This is a genomic window from Cryobacterium sp. TMT1-2-1 (assembly GCF_004403955.1).
Classification (GTDB): Bacteria; Actinomycetota; Actinomycetes; order Actinomycetales; family Microbacteriaceae; genus Cryobacterium; species Cryobacterium psychrotolerans.
On sequence record NZ_SOHC01000061.1, the window covers coordinates 15557 to 41517 of the forward strand.

Genomic DNA, 25961 nt, shown 5'->3' on the forward strand with positions numbered 1-25961 from the left:
ATTCGTCGGCGTGCCGGGGTGGAGTGTTAGAGTCGAACTGCACCCGATAGAAACCGCGTAACGTGCGGATCTGTTCTCCGGTGTATTCCCTGTAACTCACTGCTATCGCGTCTTCCGTGCGTGGCTGTGTGGTTTACACCAATCCTTTCCATCTTCGGATTGGTTCACCCGCAGCGCGTCAGTCGCTGCAACATGTCTCCTGGTTCAGCTCATCGAGCACCAGGCGAAAGGAACCCCCTTCGTGACCGATGTCAACCTCCGCACCTCCGGTGCGGGCACAGCCCACCTCAACACCCTTCGCGTCGCCGAGCTCCAGGCTCTGGCCGGCGAGCTGGGCCTCCCGGGTGCCTCGAAGCTTCGTAAAGGAGAACTCGTGGAAGCAATTTCCGAGATCCAGTCCAGGAACGCCGGCTCCGCCGCTCCCGTGAGCGCCGAAGCAGTTGCCGAAGCAGTGACCGACGTCGCTGTCCCGGCCGTCACCGAGGCGCCGCGCAAGCGCGCCTCTCGTCGCGTCACCACGGCGACCGCCGCGCCGGCCGGCGCACACGTCAGCGCTGACGGTGCCCTCGACTTCGGCATCATCCTTCCGGATGCGCCCGCCGCCAACTCCCGCAAGACCGCCGCACCGGCGACCTACGCCGGCTCCACCGACACCGATGCGGCGCAGCCGCCCGTTGCGGTCGAGAAGCCGGTTCGCCAGGCCCGCAAGCGCGCCAGCTCGGCCACCGTTATCGCGGCCGCCGCCGCGACGCTCGAGGCCGAGGCTGCTCCGGCAGCGCCCACCGAGGCCGCGCCTGAAGCCGAGGCAACCACCGAGGTTGCAACCGAGGCCACCGCCGGCTCCGGCCGGAACGCCCGTCGGGGCCGCGGCGGCGCACGCAACAGCATCGATGCTCGCGAGAGCATCGACGCCCGGAACCAGGAAGAGCAGCAGGCCCGGTCCGCTGAGCCGACCGAGCAGGCCGAACGCGTCCAGCCGACCGAAGAGTCCGAGCAGGGCGAGCCGACCGAATCAGCCGAGTCGACCGAGTCAGCCGAGTCGACCGAGTCAGCCGACGAGTCCGAGCAGGGCGAGCAGCCTCGCCAGGGCCGCAGCCGCAGCCGCAGCCGCGGCGGCGACCGCGGCCAGGCCGTTGAGCGCCCCGAAGACGGCGGACGCCAGCAGAACCAGCGCCAGGCATCCGCCCGCCAGGATCGTCAGCAGGGCCAGGACCGTCAGCAGGGCCAGCAGGGCCAGCAGGTGCAGGACCGCCAGCAGGGCCAGGATCGTCAGCAGGGTCAGGACCGTCAGGGTCAGGACCGTCAGGGTCAGGACCGTCAGGGTCAGGACCGTCAGGGTCAGGACCGTCAGGGTCAGGACCGTCAGGGTCAGGACCGCAACGGTCCCGACGAGGACCTGGGCGGCCGTGGCAACCGCAACCGCTTCCGTGACCGCAAGCGTCGCGGCCCGAGCACCGGAGACGACTTCGAGCCCGAGCTGAGCGACGACGACGTGCTGATCCCGGTCGCCGGCATCCTCGACGTTCTCGACAACTACGCCTTCGTGCGCACCTCCGGCTACCTGCCGGGTGCCAGCGACGTGTACGTTTCACTCGGCCAGGTCAAGAAGTACAACCTGCGCAAGGGTGACGCCGTTGTCGGCTCGATCCGTCAGCCGCACGAGGGCGACCAGAGCGGTCGCCAGAAGTACAACGCGATCGTCAAGGTCGACTCGATCAACGGCCTCACCGTTGAAGAAGCCGCCAACCGCGTCGAGTTCCAGAAGCTCACTCCGCTCTACCCGCAGGAGCGCCTGCGCCTCGAGACCGAGCCGGGCAAGCTGACGCAGCGCATTATCGACCTGGTCGCGCCGATCGGTAAGGGCCAGCGCGGCCTGATCGTCTCGCCGCCCAAGGCCGGCAAGACCATCGTCCTGCAGCAGATCGCCAACGCCATCGCCACGAACAACCCCGAGGTTCACCTCATGGTCGTCCTGGTCGACGAGCGTCCGGAAGAGGTCACCGACATGCAGCGCACGGTCAAGGGTGAGGTCATCGCCTCCACCTTCGACCGTCCGGCCGAGGACCACACGACCGTCGCCGAGCTCGCCATCGAGCGCGCCAAGCGTCTGGTCGAGCTGGGCCACGACGTGGTCGTGCTCCTCGACTCGATCACCCGCCTCGGACGCGCTTACAACCTGACGGCCCCGGCCTCGGGCCGGATCCTCTCCGGTGGCGTCGACGCATCCGCGCTGTACCCGCCGAAGCGTTTCTTCGGCGCCGCACGCAACATCGAGAACGGTGGCTCGCTCACCATCCTCGCCTCGGCGCTCGTGGAGACCGGCTCCAAGATGGACGACGTCATCTTCGAGGAGTTCAAGGGCACCGGCAACATGGAGCTTCGCCTGTCGCGCCAGCTGGCCGACAAGCGCATCTTCCCCGCGGTCGATGTGAACGCATCCGGCACCCGCCGCGAGGAGATGCTGATGAGCGCCGACGAGGTCAAGATCACCTGGAAGCTGCGCCGCGCCCTCGCCGGGCTGGAGCAGCAGCAGGCGCTCGAGGTCATCCTCGGCCGCCTCAAGGAGACCTCCTCCAACGTTGAGTTCCTGATGCAGGTGCAGAAGTCGATGCCGACCCCGAACGGGTCAGACAAGGACCACTGATGTTCGAATCTGTCCTGACCCTGCTGGCTGAGCACGACGAGCTGCAGGCCCAGTTGGCGGATCCGGAATTGCATGCGAATCCGGCCCGCTCGAAGAAGGTCAACCGTCGGTATGCCGAACTGAGCCGCATCATCGCGGCCTGGTACGAGTGGAAAGAGATCGGCGAGAACCTGGATGCCGCCCGCGAACTCGCGGACGAAGACGAGTCTTTCGCCGAGGAGATCCCCGACCTCGTTGAGGCGCAGGAGGCCGCAGCCGAGAAGCTGCGGCGCCTGCTGATCCCGCGGGACCCGCTGGACGCACGCGACGTGATCATGGAGATCAAGATGGGGGAGGGCGGCGCCGAATCGGCGCTGTTCGCCGCCGACCTCCTGCGCATGTACTTGCACTACGCGGAATCCAAGCGGTGGAAAACCGAGATCATCGAGCAGACCACGAGCGACCTCGGCGGCATCAAGGACATCCAGCTCGCGATCAAGGGCAACTCCAGCGACCCCGCAGAGGGCGTCTGGGCGCACCTGAAGTACGAGGGCGGCGTGCACCGCGTGCAGCGGGTGCCGGCGACCGAGTCGCAGGGGCGCATCCACACCTCGGCGGCCGGCGTGCTGGTCTTCCCCGAGGTGGATGAGCCCGAGGAAGTCGAGATTCACCCGAACGACCTCAAGATCGATGTCTACCGGTCGAGCGGCCCCGGCGGCCAGTCGGTCAACACGACCGACTCCGCCGTGCGGATCACCCACTTGCCCACCGGCATCGTGGTGGCGATGCAGAACGAGAAGAGCCAGCTCCAGAACAAGGAAGCCGGCATGCGTGTTCTGCGTGCCCGCGTGCTGGCCCGTCAGCAGGAAGAGATCGACGCCGCGGCATCCCTCGTTCGCAAGGGCCAGATCCGCACGATGGACCGGTCGGAGCGCATCCGCACGTACAACTTCCCGGAGAACCGCATCGCCGACCACCGCACGGGCTACAAGGCGTACAACCTGGACACCGTGATGAACGGCGCCCTGGATGCCGTGATCGAGTCGTGCATCACCGCCGACGAGGCGACCCGCCTCGCCGAAATCGGCGACCACGACTGACCCGTCCCCCCTCACCCACCCCGCGAAAACGCAGTTGTGCGCGTTATGAGTCCCTCATAACGCGCACAACTGAGTTTTCGCGAGTCTTATTCTTCGGAGTAGTGGAGTCCCCGTGTGGTCTCGATCGTGTCGACCGAGGCCGGCTGTATCGTCGCCGGGATCCCGAGGAGCAGGGATTTCGGCGGAGCATCCTTCGTGACGACGGCGTTGGCGCCCACCGTGCTCCACGCGCCGATCGTCACCGGTCCGAGGATCTTCGCCCCGGCGCCGACCGTCACGCCGTCTTCGAGGGTCGGATGCCGCTTGGCGCCGCGCTGCACGCCGTGTCGGCTCTTGCCGCCCAGGGTGACCGCGTGGTAGAGCATCACGTCGTCGCCGAGTTCTGCCGTCTCGCCGATGACGACGCCCATGCCGTGGTCGATGAACAACCGCCGCCCGATCGTCGCACCGGGGTGGATCTCTATGCCGGTCAGGAACCTCGCGAACTGGGAGAGCATCCTGGCCGGCAACCGCAGGCCGCCAACCCACCAGCTGTGCGCAATCCGGTACGCCCAGACCGCGTGCAGCCCGCTGTAGGTGAGGAACACCTCGCTGGCGCTGCGCGCGGCCGGGTCATGGGCTCGGGCCATGGCGACATCCTCACGGATGCGCGAAATGGGTCTCATGCGCTAGTCCAGCAAGTCCTCGTAGAGCACCGTGGAGATGTACCGCTCCCCGAAGCCCGGCACGATGACGACGATGGTCTTGCCGGCATTCTCGGGCAGTTTTGCCTGTTCCAGTGCCGCCCAGACGGCTGCCCCGCCGGAGATGCCGGCCAGGATGCCCTCATCCGTCGCGAGCCGGCGCGCGGTCGCGAGGGAATCGGCCAGCGTCACGTCGGTGACCGAGTCGTAGACGGTGCGGTCGAGGATGGCCGGCACGAAGTTGGCGCCGATGCCCTGGATCTTGTGCGGCCCGGGCGTGCCGCCGGTGAGGATGGGGGAGTCGATCGGCTCGACGCCGATGACGACGACCTCGGGCTTCCGCTCCTTGAGCAGACGGCCGGTGCCGGTGATGGTGCCGCCGGTGCCGATGCCGGCAACGAGGATGTCGACAGCCCCGTCGGTGTCGTTCCAGATCTCCACGCCCGTCGTTGCCTTGTGGATGGCCGGGTTGGCGGGGTTGTCGAACTGACGGGCCATGATCGCGCCGGGGGTGCTCGCGACGATTTCCTTTGCCTTCTCGACCGCGCCGCGCATGCCGTCGGGCCCCGGGGTCAGCACGAGCTCGGCGCCGTAGGCGCGGAGCAGCACGCGGCGCTCCTTGCTCGCCGACTCGGGCATCGCGAGGATGACCCGATAGCCGCGGGCAGCTCCGACCATCGCCAGGGCGATGCCGGTGTTGCCGCTCGTGCTCTCGACGATGGTGCCGCCGGGAAGCAGTTCGCCGGACGCCTCCGCGGCGTCGACGATGGCGATGCCGATGCGGTCCTTCACGCTGCCTGAGGGGTTGTAGAACTCGAGCTTCGCGAGCACGGTCGCGGCCGCACCCTCCGTGATCCGGTTCAGCCGCACGAGCGGTGTGCCGCCGACGGCTCCGGTAATGTCTGAGTAGATGTTCGCCGCCACGGAGGGCACCTTTCGCTCGGGGTAAACAATCTCGTTCAGCCTACGGCTCATTGCGTGCGTGAACGCTGTGCATTCGCGTGTGTGACACTGGCGGGGTGACTGTGACGCCAGCTGATTCCCCCCTTCCGCCCACCGTCGAGGCCATGCGCGCGCACGCGGCCCGGGAGCTGACCCTCGCCGGGATCGCCGATGCCGAGGTCGACGCCGATCTCCTGATCGGCCATGTGCTCGGGCTGAGCCGCGGCCGGGTGCAGGCGCTTGCCATCATCGGCACCCCCCTTGCCGACACGGATGCCGTCGCCATCCGGGAGCTGCTCCGGCGCCGGGCGCTCCGTGAGCCGCTCCAGCACATCACCGGACGTGCGCCATTTCGCTCCCTGGAGTTGCAGGTCGGCCCCGGCGTCTTCGTGCCCCGGCCCGAGACCGAGCAGGTGGCCCAGTTCGCCATTGACGCCCTCCGGTCGCTGCCAGACCCGGAGCCGATCGGTGTGGACCTCGGAACGGGCAGCGGCGCCATCGCCCTGGCCCTGGCGGTCGAGGTGCCGAACGCGCGGATCTGGGCGGTGGAGAACTCGCCGGAGGCATTCCCCTGGACGACCCGGAACTTCAGCCAGGTCGGCGCAGCGAACGCCACGCTCGTGTTCGGTGACCTCGCCGACGCCCTTCCCGAGCTCGACGGCACCGTGGCCGTGGTCATCTCGAACCCGCCCTACATCCCGGCCGACGCCATCCCGCGCGACCCGGAGGTGCGCCTCTTCGACCCGGCCCACGCCCTGTACGGGGGGGCCGACGGGCTGGATGTCGTGCGGCACGTCTCCCGCTCGGCGTTGCGCCTGCTGCGGCCAGGCGGGGTGCTCGTGATCGAGCACGGGGAGCTGCAGGGCGCCGAGATCCGCGCGCTCCTGGCGCAGGACGGCTGGCGCGCTCCCGCCACCCACCGCGACTACACGACCCGAGACCGGGCGACCACCGCCCTCGCGCCCTGACCACCGTCCGCGAAACTGCAGTTGCGCGCGTCATTCCGCCCGGATAACGCGCACAACTGCGGGTTCGCGGGGAGTGGCCGTCAAGCGGCTGCACTAGAATCGACCGCATATGACACGCATCTATGACTGCTCGGTCGACACGGAACTCCTGACCGGCATGAGACTGGCACGCTCGGCGATCGGCCGCGGCGCGCTCGTTGTCATCCCCACCGACACCGTCTACGGCATCGCCGCCGACGCCTTCAACCCCGACGCAGTGCAACGCCTGCTGGATGCCAAGGGTCGCGGCCGCGAGTCGCCGCCGCCCGTGCTCATCCCCGGCATCCCGACGCTCGATGCTCTGGCGCAGGACGTTCCGCAGCCGGTTCGCGACCTCGTCGCCGAGTTCTGGCCCGGCGGCCTGACCGTCGTGCTCAACGCCCAGCCCTCGCTCGTCTGGGACCTCGGCGAGACCCGGGGAACCGTTGCCCTGCGCATGCCCAGCGACAAGATTGCGCTGGAGCTGCTCGCCGAGACGGGCCCGCTCGCCGTGTCCTCCGCCAACCGCAGCGGGCTGCCGGCGGCGATCGACGCCGAGGGAGCCGAGGAAATGCTCGGCAACAGCGTTTCCGTCTACCTAGACGGGGGAGTGGCCGGAGAGGGCTACGAGCCCATCGGCGACCGCGCCGGCGACACGTCGTCGACGATCGTGGATGCCACGGCCTTCGACACCAACGGCGGCAAACTGACCATCGTGCGCGGCGGCGTCATCTCCCGGGAGGCCATTGCGGCCGTCATCGGCGACGCGCTCGCCCCCGAGGCGGCACCGATGACCGAGGTCCCCGCCGCTGCCGAGGTCCCTGCCGCCGAGCCTGCCGCTGCCGAGGTCCCTGCAGCCCGGCCCGATCCCGCCCGGCCCGACGGCGCGCCCGCTCCGGCGGGCGAGGCGTCCAGCGCAGGCTGACCCATGACTCTTTTCGTCCTGCTCGCCCTCGTCTCCGCGGCGGTCACCTTCGGGCTGTCGATCGTGGTCCTGAAGCTCAGCCACCGCTACCGCCTGTACCCGAAGATCCGGTCGCGGGACGTGCACATCACCCCCACCCCGCGGCTCGGCGGAGTGGCGATGTTCGCCGGCATCCTCGTCGCCTTCGGCGTCTCCTACCTGGTCGCCTCCCAGTTCGCGCCCCTCCGGCTGATCTTCGCCGAACCCAATAAGATCCTGGCGATCCTCGGCGCCGCTCTGCTGATCGTGCTGCTGGGCGTGGCCGACGACCTGTGGGACCTGGACTGGATGACCAAGCTCGCCGGACAGTTCATCGCGGCCGGCCTCGTGGCCTGGCAGGGTGTGCAGATCTACTCGCTCCCGATCGGCGGTCTCACCGTCGGATCCGGGTGGATGTCCATGCTGATCACTGTGATGGCGATCGTGATCGTGATGAACATGATCAATTTCATCGACGGACTCGACGGCCTCGTTGCCGGCGTCGCCCTGATCGCCAACGGCGTGTTCTTCCTCTACAGCTACCTGCTCGTGCGCGACACCTCGCCCACCAACTACTTCAACCTAGCCTCGCTGATCGCAGCGGTCCTGGTCGGGGCCTGCGTCGGGTTCCTGCCGCTCAACTGGCATCCGGCCAAGCTGTTCATGGGAGACGCCGGCGCCCTGCTCGTCGGCCTGCTGATGGCCACTGCCGCTATCGCGATCACCGGCCAGATCGACCCGACCGCGGTTAACAATTCCCAGCTCTTCCCCGCGTTCATACCGATCATCCTGCCCATCGCGATCCTCATCATCCCTCTGCTGGACTTCGGGCTGGCCGTCTTCCGCCGTGTGCGCGCCGGCAAATCGCCGTTCAGCGCAGACCGGAAGCACCTGCACCACCGCCTCCTCGACATGGGGCACTCGCAGCTGCACGCCGTGCTCATCTTCTATGGCTGGACGGCCGCGGCCTCCGTGGGCAGCCTGCTCTACTTCGTGCTGCCGGTCTACTTCGGGCTGCCCAGCTGGTACGCGACGATGTTCCTGGTGATCACGCTGCTGGCCTGCACCATTGTCACGCTCGCGCCGCTCAGCCGGCGCAAGGCCGTCGAGGCCGCCAGCCAGCTCGCACCCAGTGAGACCGGAAGCAGCGATGCAACCGCCCTGCTCGACCCTCTCGACGAGGCGTCAGAGAAACTCGAGGAGACCGTATGACCAGCACGACGCCCCATCCCAGCCAGCCGACCTCAGTCCCGGTTCTTCGCAGGATCCTCGTCTACGGGGCGTTCCTGGCAGTGGGCATCATGGTGATCGGCGCCATCGTCGGGGGACTCGTCGCGGGCGCCTCCGGGGTGGTCAGCGCCCTGATCGGCACCGTCATGGCCGTGGTGTTCATGGGGATCACGGCAGGCAGCATCCTGCTCGCCAACCGCTTCGCCGGCTCTGAGGCGGCCATCGGAGCATTCTTCGGAATCGTGATGGGCGGGTGGCTCGTCAAGTTCGTGGTCTTTTTGGCCCTGATGTTCCTGCTGCGCGGCCAGCCGTGGATCCAGCCCGTGGTCCTGTTGCTCAGCATCATCGCCGGCGTGATCGGCTCGCTGGTCGTCGACGTGGTCGTCGTGATGAAGAGCCGGATGCCGTACGCGAGCGACGTGACGCTGCCGAAGGCACCCAGCGACGACTGAACCGCACCAGGACGCGCCTCTCGATTGGGTTACACGCCCGTTTCTTGCTACAGTTGACGCGACCCACCCCGGTTTGCCACTGCTCATACAGCGTCGTAAATCTCTCACTTATCCGTCGCTGCGCGAGCCGAGCTCACCGCCCCGAAACAGGAGAAAGCGCTGCTAGAAACCGCTGTAAACCTGCTGGTCCCGTCTGCCACTGACGACGGAACTTTTCACGGTCCGTCCATCAACGAATTCTTCCCGGATGCCATCTTCTTCGCGGACACCCCGTTTGAGATAAACCGGGTCATTCTGATCCGTTTCCTCGCGGTCGCCGTGTTGATGCTCGTGTTCTGGATCGGCACCCGCCGCATGAAGGTCGTTCCGACCCGCTTGCAGAGCCTCGTCGAGATGGGCCTGGACCTCGTCCGCGTGAACATCGCCGAGGACCTGCTCGGCAAGAAGGACGGGCAGCGCTTCCTGCCCCTGATCACGACCATCTTCTTCATGGTCCTGTTCATGAACTTCACCGGTGTCATCCCGTTCCTCAATATCGCGGGCACGGCCGTGATCGGCACTCCGCTGGTCCTGGGCCTCGTGGCCTACGGCGCATTCATTTACGCCGGTGTCAAGAAGAGCCCAAGCAAGTTCTTCCGCAACTCACTCTTCCCGCCCGGCGTGCCGCCGGCGCTGTACATCATCGTGACGCCGATCGAGTTCATCTCGACCTTCGTGATTCGACCGATCACGCTGACGCTCCGACTGCTGATGAACATGGTGGTCGGCCACCTGCTCCTGGTGCTCTTCTTCGCGGCGACGCAGTTCTTCTTCTTCACCGCAGACGGCGGCTTCAAAGCGTTCGGCATCGGCACGTTGGCCTTCGGGCTCGCGTTCACGCTGTTCGAACTCCTGGTAGCCGTTCTGCAGGCCTACGTTTTCGCACTGCTCACTGCTGTCTACATCCAGCTCGCGCTGGCTGAGGAACACTAAACACGAATTCGGCACCTGCCTTATTCGCCTTACGGAAGGAAACACACGTGGACGCAACAACCGTTCTCGCGGCAATCAACGGCAACATCGCGACCGTCGGTTACGGCCTCGCAGCCATCGGCCCGGCAATCGGCGTCGGTATCGTCGTCGGCAAGACCATCGAGGGTGTCGCACGTCAGCCCGAACTGGCCGGCCGCCTGCAGGTCCTGATGTACATCGGTATCGCTTTCACCGAGGCGCTCGCCTTCATCGGTATCGCCGTCGGCTTCATCTTCGTCTAGTCCTCTTTACACCTAGTTAGGAGGCATGATGTTTCACGCAGTGATTGCAGCTGCCGCGGAGGCTGAGCAGAAGAATCCGCTCATCCCGGAGATCTACGACATCATCTGGTCCTCGGTCGTGTTCGTGGTGATCTTGTTCTTCTTCTGGAAGCTCGTGCTTCCGAGGATGCAGAAGCTCCTTGACGACCGCGCCGAGGCCATCGAAGGCAACATCGCCAAGGCCGACGAGGCACAGCGCAAGGCCGAAGCTGCTCTCGAGCAGTACACGGCCCAGCTCGCCGACGCACGTTCCGAAGCCGGCCAGATCCGTGACCAGGCTCGCGCCGACGGTCAGCGGATTGTGGCAGAGCACAAGGAGCTGGCGTCGACCGAGGCCGCACGCATCGCGGCCGGTGCCAAGACCCAGATTGAGGCAGAGCGCCAGGCAGCAGTCGTGTCGCTCCGCTCAGAAGTGGGATCGCTGGCCATCGACCTGGCGTCCGGGGTCATCGGCGAGAGCCTGACCGACGACGCGAAGGCCGCCGCCATCGTCGACCGTTTCCTGGCCGACCTTGAGGCCTCGGAGAAAGCAGCTAAGTAATGGGAAGCGCCACCAGAGAAGCTTTGGCCTCGTCGAGGGACGCACTGGCTGCCCTCGGCAGCTCGGTCGATCTGGCGACGGGCGAAAGCCTGTTTACGGCCGGTCGAGTTGTCGGCGACTCGTCCCAGCTGCGTTCCGCGCTGGCTGATTCGTCGTCAGACGAGAAGGCACGACTTGCTCTCGTCGAGCGAGTGTTCTCCTCCGCCCTCACCCCGAGCGCCCTTGCGTTGTTGAAGGCAGCGGCTTCGGTGCGCTGGTCCAGCCAGGATGACCTGCTGGCCGGCATCGAGGAGCTGGGGCTGCGGGCAACCGCCGCTTCCGCGCCGAGGAACGTGTTGATCGAGGCCGAACTGTTCGCGTTCGCCGCCGCGGTGTCCTCCGATGCCGGACTCGAACTTGCCCTCACGAGCAAGCTCGGCCGCGCCGACGCCAAGCTCGACCTGGTGAACGCGCTGCTGGCCGACAAGGTTTCACCCCAGACGCTCGCGATCGTTCGGCACCTGGTGCGCCAGCCTCGCGGCCGGCGGATCGGCCAGTTGCTGCGCCACGCGGCATCCGTTGTGGCGGACCAGTCGGGAACGTCGATTGCGACGGTCACCTCCGCCACCGAGCTCGCCCCGGCGCAGCTTGAACGACTGAACAAGAGCCTCGCGGCGCGCTACGGCCGCGAACTCACGATCAACCAGATCGTCGACCCCGGCCTTGTCGGCGGTGTTCGCGTTCAGATCGGCGATGACGTGATCGACGGCAGCATCGCCACCAGACTCAAGGACCTGAGACTCCAGCTTGCTGGCTGACCCACGGTCAGCCAGAACATAGACACTTCGAAGCGGCAGCGTTTCGAAAATGACAAGACCTGTACACCCAGTACAGAAAAGGGAAGATGATGGCAGAACTAACGATCAGCCCGGATGAGATCCGCGACGCTCTCCAGGACTTCGTCAAGTCCTATGAGCCGAACAAGACCGCAACGACCGAGGTGGGTTACGTCACCACGGCCGGCGACGGAATTGCCCACGTTTCGGGCCTGCCCGGCGTGATGGCCAACGAGCTCATCAAGTTCGCCGACGGAACCCTGGGCCTCGCCCAGAACCTCGACGAAGATGAGATCGGCGTCGTCGTGCTCGGCGAGTTCGGCGGAATCGTTGAGGGCATGGAGGTGCACCGCACCGGCGAAGTTCTCTCCGTTCCCGTCGGCGACGGCTACCTCGGCCGTGTCGTCGACCCGCTCGGCGCCCCGATCGACGGCCTCGGCGCCATTGCGACCGAAGGCCGCCGCGCCCTCGAGCTGCAGGCGCCCGGCGTCATGAGCCGCAAGTCCGTGCACGAGCCGATGCAGACCGGTATCAAGGCCATCGACGCCATGATCCCGATCGGCCGCGGCCAGCGCCAGCTGATCATCGGTGACCGCCAGACCGGCAAGACGGCCATCGCGATCGACACGATCATCAACCAGAAGGCCAACTGGGAGTCCGGCGACACGAACAAGCAGGTTCGCTGCATCTACGTCGCCATCGGCCAGAAGGGCTCCACCATCGCTTCGGTGAAGGGTGCCCTGGAAGACGCCGGCGCGATGGAGTACACCACCATCGTCGCTGCCCCGGCCTCTGACCCGGCCGGCTTCAAGTACCTCGCGCCCTACACCGGCTCGGCCATCGGCCAGCACTGGATGTACGGCGGCAAGCACGTCCTCATCGTCTTCGACGACCTGTCCAAGCAGGCCGAGGCGTACCGCGCCGTTTCGCTGCTGCTGCGTCGCCCGCCGGGACGCGAGGCCTACCCGGGTGACGTGTTCTACCTGCACTCCCGTCTGCTCGAGCGTTGTGCCAAGCTCTCCGACGAGCTCGGTGCCGGCTCGATGACCGGCCTGCCGATCATCGAAACCAAGGCCAACGACGTCGCGGCGTACATCCCGACCAACGTGATCTCGATCACCGACGGCCAGATCTTCCTGCAGTCCGACCTGTTCAACGCCAACCAGCGCCCCGCAGTCGACGTGGGCATCTCGGTGTCCCGTGTCGGTGGCGACGCGCAGGTCAAGTCGATCAAGAAGGTCTCCGGAACGCTGAAGCTCGAGCTGGCCCAGTACCGTTCGCTCGAAGCCTTCGCAATGTTCGCGTCCGACCTGGACGCGGCCAGCCGTCGCCAGCTCGCTCGCGGTGCCCGACTCACCGAGCTCCTCCGTCAGCCGCAGTACTCGCCCTACCCGGTCGAGGACCAGGTTGTTTCGATCTGGGCCGGCATCAACGGCAAGCTCGACGAGGTCCCGGTCGAAGACGTGCTGCGTTTCGAGCGCGAGCTGCTCGACTTCCTGGCCCGGAACACGACCGTGCTGTCGACGCTGCGCGAGACGAACGTGCTCTCCGATGACACCGTCGCCGAGCTGACCAGCTCGATCGACAAGTTCAAGCTCGAGTTCCAGACGGGCGAGGGCAAGCCGCTCGCTTCCGTGGGCAAAGAGCAGTTCGAAGCCATCGCCGAAGAAGACGTCAACCAGGAAAAGATCGTGAAGCGCAGGCGCTAACCCGCCTTCGCCACGATCATCCGTTGACAGACAAGTAACCACAGGAGACACATGGGAGCGCAACTTCGGGTCTACCGGCAGAAGATCAAATCTGCCCAGACGACCAAGAAGATCACTCGGGCCATGGAGCTGATCTCCGCCTCGCGCATTCAGAAGGCGCAGGCGAGGGTCGCTGCGTCCACCCCGTATTCTCGGGCGATCACGCGCGCCGTATCGGCCGTGGCCACGTACTCGAACGTTGAGCACGTGCTCACGACCGAGCCGGCCAGGGTCGATCGCGCCGCCGTGCTCATCTTCGCGTCCGACCGCGGCCTCGCCGGGGCGTTCAGCTCCCAGGTGCTGCGCGAGGCCGAAGAGCTCAGCGAGCTGCTGCGCAGCCAGGGCAAGGATGTCGTCTACTTCCTCGTCGGCCGCAAGGCGGTGGCCTACTTCGGCTTCCGCCGCCGCGCCTCCGAGCGGATCTGGACCGGCGGAACCGACCAGCCCCAGTTCGAAACGGCCAAGGACATCGGCGACGCCCTGCTCGAATCCTTCCTGCGGGACTCGGAGGACGGCGGCGTCGACGAGATCCATATCGTCTACAACCGCTTCGTGAGCATGGTCACCCAGGTTCCCGAGGTCGTGCGATTGCTTCCCCTCGAGGTCGTCGAAGGCGTCGAAGAGCCGGGCGAGCAGACAATCCTGCCGTTGTACGAGTTCGAACCGGATGTCGAGTCCGTGCTCGACGGGCTCCTGCCCGTGTACATCGAGAGCCGCCTCTTCAACGCCATGTTGCAGTCGGCAGCTTCAGAGCACGCGAGCCGCCAGAAGGCCATGAAGTCGGCCAGCGACAACGCCGACAAGCTGATCACGGACTACACGCGGTTGTCGAACAACGCGCGCCAGTCCGAGATCACCCAGCAGATTTCCGAGATCGTGGGTGGAGCCGATGCGCTCTCATCCGCCAAGAAGTAACCAGAGAAGAGAGAGCTATGACTGACACCATGAGCGCGCCAGTTCGCGCGGAGGACACAGCAGGCGCTGTGGGCCGAATCGCGCGCGTCACTGGCCCCGTCGTCGACATCGAGTTCCCGCATGATTCGATCCCGGGCATCTACAACGCGCTGAAGACCACGATCACGATCGGCGAAGAGTCGACCGAGATCACGCTCGAGGTCGCACTGCACCTCGGCGACGACCTCGTTCGCGCCATCGCCCTGAAGCCGACCGACGGACTCGTCCGCGGCCAGGAAGTGCGCGACACCGGCGGACCCATCACGGTACCCGTCGGAAACGTCACCAAGGGCAAGGTATTCAACGTCATCGGCGAGGTGCTGAACGCTGCACCCGGCGAGAAGATCGAGATCACCGAGCGCTGGCCCATCCACCGCAAGCCCCCGGCATTCGACCAGCTGGAGTCCAAGACCCAGCTGTTCGAGACCGGAATCAAGGTCATCGACCTTCTCACGCCGTACGTTCTCGGCGGAAAGATCGGCCTCTTCGGTGGTGCCGGTGTCGGCAAGACCGTCCTGATCCAGGAAATGATCCAGCGCGTTGCGCAGGACCACGGTGGAGTGTCCGTGTTCGCCGGTGTCGGCGAGCGTACCCGTGAGGGCAACGACCTCATCGCCGAGATGGAAGAGGCGGGCGTCTTCGACAAGACCGCCCTCGTGTTCGGCCAGATGGACGAGCCGCCGGGAACGCGTCTGCGCGTCGCGCTCTCCGCCCTGACCATGGCCGAGTACTTCCGCGACGTGGAGAAGCAGGACGTTCTGCTCTTCATCGACAACATCTTCCGCTTCACCCAGGCCGGTTCCGAGGTGTCGACCCTGCTGGGCCGCATGCCGTCCGCCGTGGGTTACCAGCCGAACCTCGCCGACGAGATGGGCATCCTCCAGGAGCGCATCACCTCGACGCGTGGACACTCGATCACCTCGCTGCAGGCGATCTACGTCCCCGCCGACGACTACACCGACCCGGCGCCGGCAACGACCTTCGCGCACCTCGACGCGACGACCGAGCTGTCGCGTGAGATCGCGTCGAAGGGCCTGTACCCGGCCGTTGACCCGCTCACCTCGACCAGCCGTATCCTCGACCCCCGCTACCTGGGCGCCGACCACTACAACACGGCCGTTCGCGTCAAGGCGATCCTGCAGAAGAACAAGGAACTCCAGGAGATCATCGCGATCCTCGGTGTTGACGAGCTCTCTGAAGAAGACAAGGTCACCGTTTCGCGTGCCCGTCGCATCCAGCAGTTCCTGTCCCAGAACACCTACATGGCGAAGAAGTTCACCGGTGTCGAGGGCTCCACGGTTCCGCTGAAGGACACCATCGAGGCGTTCACCGCGATCTCCAACGGTGACTTCGACCACGTGGCCGAGCAGGCCTTCTTCAACGTCGGCGGCATCGGCGACGTCGAAGAGAAGTGGGCTCAGATCCAGAAGGAGAACGGCTAAGCATGGCAGCGCCGCTCAAGGTCAGCGTTGTCTCGGCGGACCAGCAGGTCTGGGCCGGCGAGGCGACCATGGTCGTTGCACGCACCACGGAAGGCGAGATCGGTATTCTCGCCGGCCACGAGCCCATGCTCGCGATCCTGGCCAGCGGTGAGGTTCGCGTGACGCTGGCCGACGGCTCGAAGGTTGTGGCGGAGGCGGCCGACGGCTTCCTCTCGGTCGAGAACGACACCGTCACGATCGTCGCCCGCCAGGCGGGGCTCGTCTAACCCGCCTTGCTCGTACTGCTTCCGCCGTCGGAGACGAAACGCTCCGGTGGCAACGGCGGCCCGCTTGAATTCACCGCACTCACGTACCCGTCGCTGAACTCTGCGCGACGGGTACTTGTGCGTGCGCTGCGTGCGCTGGCGAAGGATCCGGATGCGATGATGGCGGCCCTCAAGCTCGGCCGCACGCAGGCGTCCGAGGTAGACCGCAATCGCGCCCTGGCCAGTTCGCCGACGATGGCCGCGCTCGACCGCTATACCGGCGTGCTCTACGACGCGCTGGATGCGCCGACGCTCGCGCCGGCGGCGCGGGACTTCGCCGGGCGGCACGTGCTCGTGCACTCGGCGCTGTTCGGGCCGGTCGGCGCCCTGGACGGCGTTCCGGCGTACCGTTTGTCGCACGATTCCCGGCTGCCCGGGCATCCGTTGAAGAAGCACTGGGGTGGCGCGGTCACGAAGGCGCTGGCCGGTGCGGAGGGTCTCGTGCTCGATCTGCGGTCGGAGGGCTACGTGGCGCTTGGCGCGGCTCCGGCCCGGGCGGAGTCGCTGTTCCTTCGGGTCGTGACCGAGGCGCCCGGCGGGCAGACCCGTGCGCTCAACCACTTCAACAAGAAGTCGAAGGGCGAGTTCACCCGCGCCATCCTCGAGCTCGGGCAGGATTTCGGCTGCGCGGACGATCTGCTCGATTGGGCGCCCTCGGCCGGGTTCCGCCTGCGCCCCGGCGCCCCCAACGAGCTCGAACTCGTCGTCTGACCCGCCTTCCATCCCCGCGAAACTGCAGTTGTGCGCGTCATTCGGGCGTTTTAAAGCGCACAACTGCGGTTTCGCGGGGAGCGCGGTGGCAGAGTTGGACGTGGTCGTCGACGAGGCCGGCGGACTGCATGAGGGCGTACATCGTGGTTGGGCCGACGAAGCGGTAGCCTCGGTGGCGCAGCTCGGCGCTGAGCGCGGTCGACTCGGGCGTGATCGCCGGGACATCGTGCAGCGAGCCCAGGCGCTGCGGCCGGCGCGGCGGGGCGAAGCTCCAGATCAGATCGGTGAGGCTCTCGCCCAGGTCTCGCGTGACGCGGGCGTTGCCGATGGCGGCCTCGATCTTGCCCCGGTGGCGGATGATGGCGGCGTCGGCGACAAGCCGCTCCACGTCCGCCTCGTCCATCGCGGCGACCCGGTCGATGTCGAAGTCGTGGAAGGCGGCCCGGAACGCCGGGCGGCGTCGCAGGATCGTGATCCAGGACAGCCCGGCCTGGAACCCCTCGAGGCAGAGCTTCTCGAACAGGGGCTGGTCGCCGAGGAGGGGGCGGCCCCATTCCTCGTCGTGGTACCGCCGGTACTCGGCATCCGACCCGACCCAGGCGCAGCGCGCGAGGCGGTCCGGCCCGGCGATGACGGATGCCCGCTCGGGGAGCTCGCTCACGCCACGTGCCCGATTCCCTCGTGGTCGAGCAGCCAGACCTTGGTCGGGATGCCGTTGCCGCCGCTGTACCCGGTGATGCGTCCGTTGGAGGCCAGTACCCGGTGGCAGGCGATGATGATCGGAACCGGGTTCGCCCCGACGGCGCCGCCGATCGCGCGGCCGGAGCCCGGCCGGCCGATCTCGAGGCCGAGTTCGCCGTAGGACAGGAACTCGCCGAAGCCGATCTGGGCGAGCCGGTTCCAGACCGCCTGCTGGAACGCGGTGCCCCCGGCGAGGCGCACCGGGAGGTCGAACGCGGTGCGCGTACCGGCGAAGTATTCGCCGAGCTGGCGCGCGGCCTCATCGAGCACGGGGGAGTGAACCTCGGGTGCCCCGTCGAGCGGCAGGTGCCCGCCGCGTTCGATCGAGAGCGACAGGATCTGCTCTTCGTCGCTGGTGAGTTCCAGGCGACCCAGGGGGCTCGAAACCCGGATCAGGGACGTTGCGGTGCTGGTCATGATTCGCGTTGCTGTGCTGGTCATAAGTCGACTGTAGTCGGCGCGGACGGGCCGATCTGGCGGGTTTCGGACAGCGGTGCGAGAGCCGCCGATCGCGGCTGCGGTGAAGGAACAGCGCCCACCGCGAGCCGCTCACGTCTTAGTCCGCGCGAGGGTGCGGGTAGTCGGGCGTCCGGCCCTGGAACGCGAGGATGCTGGGATTTTGGATGACGCCGTCGCTGATCTCGATGGCCCGACGGAGCGTCTCGTTCGCTTGCCACGCGTCCTCGCCGGCGAGCACATCCTCGAGATAGGGCAGCAGGGCCTCGCTGATCTCCCAGGTCGCGGAGTTCCAGAGGTACGACGGGCTGTGGTCGACCGCGTAGTACGTTACGTGGTTGCCGACGGTGAACGTGGGCTCGCGGAAGGACGTGGGCCTGGCCCAGCTGAAGCCCATTCCCTCGTCGCAGGACACGTCCACGATGAGCGACCCAGGGGCGAGCGTGGGCAGGTCGGCCTCGGACAGGAACGTGAGCGGCGCGTTCGGATCCTGGAGCACGCAGTTGACGATGATGTCGTGGCCGGCGAGGAACTCCGGAACGGGCACGCGACCTTCCTCAACGAGCGCGAAATGCTCCGGCCCGTCGTCGCTCTGGTCGAGCTGCACGATCTGTGCGGAGTGGATCGGGGAGCTGACGGCGGAGATCTCGCGGTTGGTGAGGATGCTCACGTCGTAGATTCCGTGGGCGTTCAACGCGGTCACGGCGCCGCGGGCGGTCGCCCCGAAGCCGATCACCGCGGCCCGCAGCTTGCGGCCGTAGTCGCCGGTCGAACCGATCAGCTGCAGCGAATGCAGCACCGAGCAGTAGCCGGCGAGTTCGTTGTTCTTGTGCAGCACGTGCAGGTTGAACTGGCCGGAGGCGGTCCAATGGTTCATCGCCTCGAAGGCGATCAGGGTCAACCGTTTGTCGATGGCGAGCTGGGTGAGCGCGGCATCCTGCACGCAGTGCGGCCAGCCCCAGAGGGTCTGTCCCTCGCGCAGTTGCTCGACGTCGGCGAGCAACGGCTTGGCGAGCAGGATGACATCGCATTCGGCGATGAGTTCGTCCCGCGAACGCAGGCCGGCGACCAGCGGTGCGAGCTGTTCGTCGGAGACTCCGAAGTCTTCGCCATACCCGCTTTCGAGGAACATCCGCGCGCGGACCTCCGGGTCGATCCGGTCGAAGTGCAGCGGATGAATCGGCAGCCGGCGTTCATCCGGCTTGCGCGACCGCGACATGATTCCGAGCGTGAGTCGACCCACGGGTACCCCTTTGTTCGGCTTCCTGTTTAGCACAGGCCCGAGGCTCAACAGTGCTCGGCCGCTGACCTCCCCTAGGCTGGTACGATGGCGCAGATCGAATACCGCAGACTCGGCAACTCAGGGCTCACCGTCTCCACGATCGGGCTCGGGTGCAACAACTTCGGCCGCACCGGCACCGCGTCGCAGGGACAGGACGGCACGACGGCCGTCATCGACGCGGCGATCGAGGCCGGCGTCACCCTGTTCGACACGGCAGACATTTACGGCGCGGAGCGGGGCCTCAGCGAGACCCTGATGGGCCACTCGCTGAAGGGCCGGCGCGACGACATCGTGCTGGCCTCCAAGTTCGGCATGGACATGGGCGGGCTGAACGGGCCCGATTGGGGCGCGCGCGGCTCGCGCCGCTACATCCGGCTCGCCGTGGAGGCCTCGCTGCGTCGGCTCCAGACGGACTGGATCGACCTGTACCAGCTTCATGTCCCCGACCCGCTCACGCCGATCGAAGAGACGCTCCAGACGCTCGACGACCTCATCAGCGAGGGCAAGATCCGCTACATCGGTCACTCGAACCTCGCCGGCTGGCAGATCGCGGAGGCGGAGTTCACCGCGGAACTGCACCGGCACCCCAAGTTCATTTCGTCGCAGAACGAATACAGCCTGCTCGTGCGCGACGCGGAAGACGAGGTGCTGCCGGCGGTCAACGCGTACGGGCTCGGCTTCCTGCCGTTCTTCCCGCTGTACAACGGCCTGTTCACGGGCAAGTTCACCCGCGAGGGCGGCCCCGCCGACAGCCGGATCATGATGATCCGGCGCCACCTTGTCGACAACGCCCCGTGGGACGTGATCGAGCGTTACCAGGTGTTCTGCGACGAGCGCGGTGTGAGCATGCTCGACGCGACGTTCGCCTGGCTGCTCGCCCAGCCGGGCCTGACCAGCGTCATCGCCGGCGCCACGAGGCCGGAACAGATCATTCAGAACGCGGATGCCGCCACCGCCTGGAAGCCCTCCGCCGAAGACGTGGCCTGGATCTCCGCTCTCTTCGAGTGAGCAGGAACCCGCCCAGCCGATCCTTGTGAGTGAGCGCTCACTCAGATAGGCTGGCGCGCATGGGCGTGGCGGAGAAACAAGGTCGGGCCAGGTCGCTGTCGGTTGAAGACCGCCAGGCCATGCTGATCGACGCGGTCACGCCGCTGCTGCTCGAGCACGGCCGCGCCGTCACGACGAAGCAGATCGCGGAGTGCGCCGGGATCGCCGAGGGAACGATCTTCCGGGCGTTCGGCAGCAAGGACGAACTCATTCGCGCGGCGATGGCCAAGCAGCTCGATCCGGAGCCGTTCCGGGCGCGGCTTCGCGCGGTCGACCCCGAGCTCCCGCTCGAGGATAAGGTCCGTGCGATCGTGGCGCTGATGCGCGGTCGGTTCACGAAGGTGTTCGCCCTGATGAGTGCGCTCGGGACCATCGGCCCTCCGCCGGGGCACGACTCCCGCCACGAATTCACCGAGATCCTGGGCCGTGCTCTCACGCCCGACCTCGAACGGCTGAGAGTCGAGCCGGCCAGGGCCGCCCAGGTCATCCGGATGATCGCGCTCGCGGCATCCGTGCCCCATGTCCGCAACGGCCCGGCATTCGACGACGACGAGATCACCTCCCTGATCCTCCACGGCATCATCGGCGCCCCCGCCCCGCCCACAACGGCCCCCGCCCCGCCCACCTAGGAGAACCCGTGCTCTGGAAGCTTCTCGTGCGCTACCTGCGCCCGCACCGGCGCCTGCTTGTGCTCGTCGTCGTGTTCCAGCTCGCGCAGTCGATCGCGTCGCTGTACCTGCCGACACTGAACGCCGACATCATCGACGAAGGGGTCGCCAAGGGCGACACCGCGTACATCCTCAGCACCGGCGCGCTCATGCTGCTCATCACGCTGGTGCAGATCGCCTGCGCCATCACCGCGGTGTACTTCGGCGCCAAGGCGGCGATGGCGCTCGGCCGCGACCTGCGCGGAGCCGTCTTCGGCCGCGTCGGCGAGTTCTCCGAACAGGAGGTCACCCGGTTCGGCGCCGCCTCCCTGATCACCCGTTCGACGAACGACGTGCAGCAGGTGCAGATGCTCGTGCTGATGACCAGCACGCTGATGATCACGGCGCCCATCCTCAGCATCGGCGGCATCATCATGGCCGTCCGGCAGGATGTGCAGCTGTCCTGGCTCATCGCCGTGGCCGTCCCCGTGCTGCTCGTCGCCGTCGGCCTGATCATCTCGCGCATGGTGCCCCTCTTCCGGCTGATGCAAACCCGGATCGACGCCGTCAACCGCGTGCTTCGCGAACAGCTCACCGGCATCCGCGTGGTGCGGGCGTTCGTGCGCGAAGACGTCGAGAGCCGGCGCTTCGCCTCGGCCAACGCCGATGTCACCGACACGGCCCTGCGCGCCGGACGCCTGATGGCGCTCATGTTCCCCGTCGTCATGCTCGTGCTCAATGCCTCCAGCGTTGCCGTGATCTGGTTCGGTTCGTTCCGGATCGAGGATGGTTCGATGCAGGTGGGCACGCTGATCGCCTTCCTCAGCTACCTCATGCAGATCCTGATGGCCGTCATGATGGCCACGTTCATGGCCGTGATGATCCCGCGAGCCACCGTCTCGGCCGACCGTATCGGCGAGGTGCTCGAGACCGAGTCCAGCGTGCGCCCGCCGGAGCATCCCGTCAACGAGACCATCGGCCACGGCGAACTGGAACTGCGCGGCGTCGGGTTCGCCTACCCGGGAGCAGAGGAGCCCGTGCTCAGCGACATCAGCTTCGTCGCCCACTCCGGGCAGACCACGGCCATCATCGGCAGCACCGGCTCGGGCAAGACCACGCTGGTGAACCTGATGCCGCGGCTGTTCGACGCCACCAGCGGATCCGTGCTCGTCGACGGCGTCGACGTCAAGGAGCTGAACCCCGACCTGCTCTGGGGTCACATCGGGCTGGTGCCGCAGAAGCCGTACCTGTTCTCCGGCACCGTGCGCAGCAACCTGCTCTACGGCAAGCCGGATGCCACGGAGGATGAACTCTGGCTGGCCCTCACCACGGCCCAGGCCCGGGACTTCGTCGCCGAAATGGACGGCGGCCTCGACGCCCCCATCTCGCAGGGCGGCACGAACGTGTCCGGCGGGCAGCGACAGCGGCTGGCGATCGCCCGGGCGCTCGTCAAACGGCCCGAGCTCTACATCTTCGATGACTCCTTCTCGTCGCTGGACACGGCGACGGATGCCCGCCTCAGGCTGGCCCTCAAGAGCAACACCGACGGAGCGACCATGGTCATCATCGCGCAGCGGGTGTCGAGCATCGTCGAGGCCGACCAGATCCTTGTGCTCGACGACGGGCGGATCGTCGCGCAGGGCACGCACGAGGAGCTGCTCGAAACCTCGGAGACGTACCAGGAGATCGTCTCGTCCCAGCTGGCCGCGGAGGAAGTGGCATGAGCACGACCGAGGGCGCCAGGGCCACCCCGGCCCGTCCGCCGATGGGCCGCGGCGGTCCGTTCGGGGGCATGAACGTCCCCGCCGAGAAGGCGATGGACTTCTGGCCGTCCGCGCGGCGCCTGCTCGGCACGCTGCGTCCGGACCGGCTGTGGCTGGCCCTCGTGCTTTTCCTGGCCGTCGCGAGCGTCACCTTTTCGGTGATCGGACCGCGGCTGCTCGGCGAAGGCACCAACCTGATCTTCGCCGGCTTCATCTCGAAGGGCCTGCCGGCCGGGGCGACCCAGTCGGCCCTGGTCGCGCAGCTGCGTGCGGCGGGCGAGGACGCGAAGGCCGACATGCTCAGCGCCATGACGCTGACGCCCGGGGTCGGGATCGACTTCGTGGCACTGTCCACCCTGCTGATCTGGGCGATGGGCCTGTACGTGCTCTCCTCGGTGTTCGCCTGGGTGCAGGCCTACGTGCTGAACGGAGTCGTGCAGCGCACGGTGTACCGCCTGCGTGAGGAGATCGAGGCGAAAGTCAACCGGCTCCCGCTGCGCTACTTCGACCGCATTCAGCGCGGCGAGCTGCTCAGCCGGGTCACCAACGACGTCGACAACATCTCCCAGAGCCTGCAGCAGTCGATCAGCCAGGCGGTCACCTCGCTGCTCACGGTCATCGGCGTGATCGTGATGATGTTCATCCTGTCGCCGGTGCTCGCCCTGCTCGCCCTGGTCACCGTTCCGCTGACGCTCGTGACCACGGTGCTCATCGCCAGGCGGTCACAGAAGCTGTTCGCCCAGCAGTGGAAGAACACCGGCGAGCTCAACGGCCAGATCGAGGAGACCTTCACCGGCCACGCGCTGGTCAAGGTGTTCGGCCGCCAGCGCGAGGTGGAGCAGCGCTTCGGTGCCAAGAACGAGGAGCTGTACGAGGCCAGCTTCGGCGCCCAGTTCGTCAGCGGCCTGATCATGCCGGCGATGACGTTCATCGGCAACCTCGTCTACGTCGGGATCGCGGTCGTCGGGGGGCTCCAGGTCGCCTCCGGCGCGATGCAGCTCGGCGACGTGCAGGCCTTCATCCAGTACTCCCGGCAGTTCACCCAGCCGCTCGCCCAGCTCGGGTCGATGGCCAACCTGCTGCAGTCCGGCGTGGCATCCGCCGAGCGCGTGTTCGAGCTCCTGGACGCCGAGGAGCAGAGCCCGGACCCGGAACCGGCGAAGGTCCCTGCCGGCACCCACGGCCGGCTGGTCTTCGAGCAGGTGTCCTTCCGCTACCTGCCGGACAAGCCGCTCATCGACGACCTCGGCCTCGTCGCCGAACCCGGGCAGACGATCGCCATCGTCGGACCGACCGGGGCGGGCAAGACCACCCTGGTCAACCTGATGATGCGCTTCTACGAACTCGACGCCGGCCGCATTACGCTCGACGGCGTCGACATCGCCCGGATGACCCGCCACGAGCTGCGCTCGCGCATGGGCATGGTGTTGCAGGACACCTGGCTGTTCGGGGGAACCGTGCGCGAGAACATCGCCTACGGCCGGCCGGACGCCACGGACGAGGAGATCCGCGAAGCGGCCAGGGCGACCTATGTCGACCGGTTCGTGCACTCGCTTCCGGAGGGCTACGACACCGTGCTCGACGACGAGGGCGGCAACGTCAGCGCGGGGGAGAAGCAGCTGCTCACGATCGCCAGGGCCTTCCTCGCCCGGCCGAGCGTGCTCATCCTCGACGAGGCGACGAGCTCGGTGGACACCCGCACGGAGGTGCTCGTGCAGAAGGCGATGAGCGCACTCCGCGCCGACCGCACGAGCTTCGTCATCGCGCACCGGCTGTCGACCATCCGGGATGCCGACCTCATCCTCGTGATGGAGGCCGGTCGCATCGTCGAGCAGGGCAGCCACACCGCACTCCTCGCCGCGGACGGCGCCTACCGCGCCCTCTACAACGCCCAGTTCGCGGCCCCGGTCGCCGAGGTCTAGCGCCGGCGCTCCCCACAGGTCCGAGGCCGGGGGAGTTATCCCCAGGTCGGGACGCTGCGGTGCGGCGGCGACGCCTGCGGGGCAGGGTTGCCGCATGCCAACCAACATCGTCAAGACCGGGCGGGCGCAGGACTTCCTGGCGCTCGTGCCCCAACTGGCCGGCTTCCTGCCGGAGAACAGCATCGTCCTCGTCGCCTTCCGCGGCACCCGCACCTGCGGCGCCCTGCGCTTCAACCTGCCGGACCCGACCCTGGCGCCGAAGCTGTACAAGCGCATCGCGACGTCGCTGGTCGGCGCGCTGTGCAAAATCCCGGGCGTCGACGCGATCGTGCCCGTCAGCTACACCGACGCCCGATTCGGCGGACTCTCCGGGATCCCGCACGAGCGTTTCGTGGACACCCTGGTCAAACGGGCGGAGCTGGCCGGCTTCCTGGTGCGCGACGCCCTCTGCGTGGCGGCAGACGGGTGGGGGTCGTACCTCGACCCCGACTGCCCGGCCGGAGGGCGCCCGCTCAGCGACATCGCCGGCTCGCCGGCCACCCAAGCCATCCCGGAGGAGGCCCGCCGCGACCTCGCCACGCTGAGCAGCCTCGCCGACCTCCCGGTGGTCGACGCGGCCATGAAGGTACGCCTCTCCCGGGATTTCGCCCGGTTCCAGCGCCTGGGCGGCGAGGCCGGCACCCAGCCGGAACTGGTCGCCATGATCGGCGACGTCCTGGACCCGGTCGACACCGCTGAGGCCGCCCTCGACTGGGACGTGCTCGCCCTCGAGGCGGAGGATGCGGCCATCCTGCTGTACCTCGTGCAGGGCCCCGCGAACCGCGACCAGATGATGCTGCAATTCGCCTTCGGCCGGCAGGTCGGCGTGCGGACGTTCGAGCTGAATGCACGCTACGCGGCCATCCAGCGGATCACCGGACGCAGCATGGACGACATCATCCGGGCGGAGCAGGAATCCGGCGTCCGCGGCGACCCAAGGGGCACCGGCGACCTCATGCTCGGTCTCAGTACCGAGCGGCCGGACCCCGATCGGGTCGAGCGCGCGATCCGCATGCTCAAGACCATCGTCGCGCTGGCGCCGCGGCGCGCACGCCCGGCCCCGCTGTGCATGCTGGCCTGGCTGTCCTGGGCACTGGGGCGCGGATCCGTCGCAGGCATCTTCGTCGACCAGGCGCTGGCCCTCGACCCCGAGTACAGCATGGCCCGGCTGCTGTACACCCTGTTCAGTACGGGCCGCCTGCCCGAGTGGGCCTACGCGGTCACTCCGGGCGAAGCGGCGGAAGAGGCGGAGGCGGCGGGCTAGCCCCGCGGCCCCCGCGATCGGTGTTAGGTCGCA

25 protein-coding genes are annotated in these 25961 nt (G+C 67.3%); 20 read left to right on the forward strand and 5 right to left on the reverse strand.

What is annotated here, in order from left to right; genetic code table 11:
- Positions 1-241: 241 nt before the first annotated feature.
- Positions 242-2644 carry a transcription termination factor Rho gene (gene rho / locus E3T33_RS10495; RefSeq protein ID WP_092321666.1) on the forward strand — a complete coding sequence of 801 codons (2403 nt, stop codon included), beginning with the start codon at positions 242-244 and terminating at the stop codon, positions 2642-2644.
- Positions 2644-3723, forward strand: coding sequence for a peptide chain release factor 1 (prfA, locus tag E3T33_RS10500; protein ID WP_092321665.1), 1080 nt, complete (start codon positions 2644-2646; stop codon positions 3721-3723). Before rho ends, prfA begins: the two co-directional genes overlap by 1 nt.
- 86 nt (positions 3724-3809) lie before the next feature.
- On the opposite strand, the gene epsC is transcribed toward prfA, so the two are convergent.
- Both epsC and cysK read right to left on the reverse strand, forming a co-directional pair.
- Positions 3810-4388, reverse strand: coding sequence for a serine O-acetyltransferase EpsC (gene epsC, locus E3T33_RS10505; protein WP_092321663.1), 579 nt, complete (start codon positions 4386-4388; stop codon positions 3810-3812).
- Positions 4389-4391: 3 nt separating this feature from the next.
- Positions 4392-5330 (reverse strand): cysteine synthase A, encoded by a 939-nt coding sequence (cysK, locus tag E3T33_RS10510; protein WP_092321736.1) that lies wholly within the window; start codon positions 5328-5330, stop codon positions 4392-4394.
- Positions 5331-5473: 143 nt separating this feature from the next.
- Here cysK and prmC point away from each other — a divergent pair, with 143 nt between their 5' ends.
- The 13 genes from prmC to E3T33_RS10575 all read left to right on the forward strand — a co-directional run bounded on the left by prmC (position 5474) and on the right by E3T33_RS10575 (position 16767).
- Positions 5474-6316 carry a peptide chain release factor N(5)-glutamine methyltransferase gene (gene prmC / locus E3T33_RS10515; protein WP_134575290.1) on the forward strand — a complete coding sequence of 281 codons (843 nt, stop codon included), beginning with the start codon at positions 5474-5476 and terminating at the stop codon, positions 6314-6316.
- Between the two features lie 109 nt (positions 6317-6425).
- Positions 6426-7259, forward strand: coding sequence for an L-threonylcarbamoyladenylate synthase (locus E3T33_RS10520; RefSeq protein ID WP_092321660.1), 834 nt, complete (start codon positions 6426-6428; stop codon positions 7257-7259).
- A gap of 3 nt (positions 7260-7262) precedes the next feature.
- Positions 7263-8489, forward strand: a complete 1227-nt coding sequence (locus E3T33_RS10525; RefSeq protein WP_092321659.1) for an MraY family glycosyltransferase — start codon at positions 7263-7265, stop codon at positions 8487-8489.
- Complete coding sequence (locus tag E3T33_RS10530; RefSeq protein ID WP_092321657.1) at positions 8486-8959, forward strand: hypothetical protein; 474 nt, start codon at positions 8486-8488, stop codon at positions 8957-8959. Before E3T33_RS10525 ends, E3T33_RS10530 begins: the two co-directional genes overlap by 4 nt.
- 159 nt (positions 8960-9118) lie before the next feature.
- On the forward strand, positions 9119-9931 hold the full coding sequence (gene atpB / locus E3T33_RS10535) for a F0F1 ATP synthase subunit A (protein ID WP_092321656.1): 813 nt from the start codon (positions 9119-9121) through the stop codon (positions 9929-9931).
- 47 nt (positions 9932-9978) lie between these two features.
- Positions 9979-10212 (forward strand): F0F1 ATP synthase subunit C, encoded by a 234-nt coding sequence (gene atpE, locus E3T33_RS10540; protein WP_092321654.1) that lies wholly within the window; start codon positions 9979-9981, stop codon positions 10210-10212.
- Between the two features lie 28 nt (positions 10213-10240).
- Entirely contained in the window at positions 10241-10792 is a 552-nt protein-coding gene (locus tag E3T33_RS10545; RefSeq protein WP_092321653.1) for a F0F1 ATP synthase subunit B, read from the forward strand.
- Positions 10792-11589: a F0F1 ATP synthase subunit delta gene (locus E3T33_RS10550; protein ID WP_092321651.1), complete on the forward strand. Its 798-nt coding sequence runs from the start codon at positions 10792-10794 to the stop codon at positions 11587-11589. The genes E3T33_RS10545 and E3T33_RS10550 overlap by 1 nt, the downstream gene beginning before the upstream one ends.
- Positions 11590-11678: 89 nt before the next feature.
- Positions 11679-13316 (forward strand): F0F1 ATP synthase subunit alpha, encoded by a 1638-nt coding sequence (atpA, locus tag E3T33_RS10555; protein WP_092321734.1) that lies wholly within the window; start codon positions 11679-11681, stop codon positions 13314-13316.
- Positions 13317-13367: 51 nt separating this feature from the next.
- The gene (locus E3T33_RS10560) at positions 13368-14270 is read left to right on the forward strand and encodes a F0F1 ATP synthase subunit gamma (RefSeq protein ID WP_092321650.1); all 903 of its coding nucleotides are present in this window, start codon (positions 13368-13370) and stop codon (positions 14268-14270) included.
- Positions 14271-14287: 17 nt separating this feature from the next.
- The gene (gene atpD / locus E3T33_RS10565; RefSeq protein WP_092321648.1) at positions 14288-15751 is read left to right on the forward strand and encodes a F0F1 ATP synthase subunit beta; all 1464 of its coding nucleotides are present in this window, start codon (positions 14288-14290) and stop codon (positions 15749-15751) included.
- A gap of 2 nt (positions 15752-15753) precedes the next feature.
- On the forward strand, positions 15754-16017 hold the full coding sequence (locus E3T33_RS10570) for a F0F1 ATP synthase subunit epsilon (protein WP_092321647.1): 264 nt from the start codon (positions 15754-15756) through the stop codon (positions 16015-16017).
- 6 nt (positions 16018-16023) lie between these two features.
- The gene (locus E3T33_RS10575) at positions 16024-16767 is read left to right on the forward strand and encodes a peroxide stress protein YaaA (protein ID WP_134575267.1); all 744 of its coding nucleotides are present in this window, start codon (positions 16024-16026) and stop codon (positions 16765-16767) included.
- Between the two features lie 37 nt (positions 16768-16804).
- Here the strand turns inward: E3T33_RS10575 and E3T33_RS10580 are convergent, their stop codons facing one another.
- The 3 genes from E3T33_RS10580 to E3T33_RS10590 form a co-directional block, all read right to left on the reverse strand.
- Positions 16805-17428, reverse strand: a complete 624-nt coding sequence (locus E3T33_RS10580) for a DNA-3-methyladenine glycosylase I (protein WP_241982913.1) — start codon at positions 17426-17428, stop codon at positions 16805-16807.
- The gene (locus E3T33_RS10585) at positions 17425-17949 is read right to left on the reverse strand and encodes a methylated-DNA--[protein]-cysteine S-methyltransferase (RefSeq protein ID WP_241982914.1); all 525 of its coding nucleotides are present in this window, start codon (positions 17947-17949) and stop codon (positions 17425-17427) included. The genes E3T33_RS10580 and E3T33_RS10585 overlap by 4 nt, the downstream gene beginning before the upstream one ends.
- 115 nt (positions 17950-18064) lie before the next feature.
- Positions 18065-19183, reverse strand: a complete 1119-nt coding sequence (locus tag E3T33_RS10590; protein WP_166784468.1) for a N(5)-(carboxyethyl)ornithine synthase — start codon at positions 19181-19183, stop codon at positions 18065-18067.
- Positions 19184-19291: 108 nt separating this feature from the next.
- On the opposite strand from E3T33_RS10590, the gene E3T33_RS10595 reads away from it, so the two are divergent.
- The 5 genes from E3T33_RS10595 to E3T33_RS10615 all read left to right on the forward strand — a co-directional run bounded on the left by E3T33_RS10595 (position 19292) and on the right by E3T33_RS10615 (position 25928).
- Positions 19292-20254 (forward strand): aldo/keto reductase, encoded by a 963-nt coding sequence (locus E3T33_RS10595; protein ID WP_134575269.1) that lies wholly within the window; start codon positions 19292-19294, stop codon positions 20252-20254.
- Positions 20255-20313: 59 nt separating this feature from the next.
- Positions 20314-20922 (forward strand): TetR/AcrR family transcriptional regulator, encoded by a 609-nt coding sequence (locus E3T33_RS10600; protein ID WP_134575270.1) that lies wholly within the window; start codon positions 20314-20316, stop codon positions 20920-20922.
- An 8-nt stretch (positions 20923-20930) separates the two neighbouring features.
- Positions 20931-22664, forward strand: coding sequence for an ABC transporter ATP-binding protein (locus tag E3T33_RS10605; RefSeq protein WP_134575271.1), 1734 nt, complete (start codon positions 20931-20933; stop codon positions 22662-22664).
- Positions 22661-24625 carry an ABC transporter ATP-binding protein gene (locus tag E3T33_RS10610; protein ID WP_134575272.1) on the forward strand — a complete coding sequence of 655 codons (1965 nt, stop codon included), beginning with the start codon at positions 22661-22663 and terminating at the stop codon, positions 24623-24625. Before E3T33_RS10605 ends, E3T33_RS10610 begins: the two co-directional genes overlap by 4 nt.
- A gap of 94 nt (positions 24626-24719) precedes the next feature.
- Positions 24720-25928 (forward strand): DUF4192 domain-containing protein, encoded by a 1209-nt coding sequence (locus E3T33_RS10615; protein WP_134575273.1) that lies wholly within the window; start codon positions 24720-24722, stop codon positions 25926-25928.
- The last annotated feature ends 33 nt before the right edge of the window (positions 25929-25961 follow it).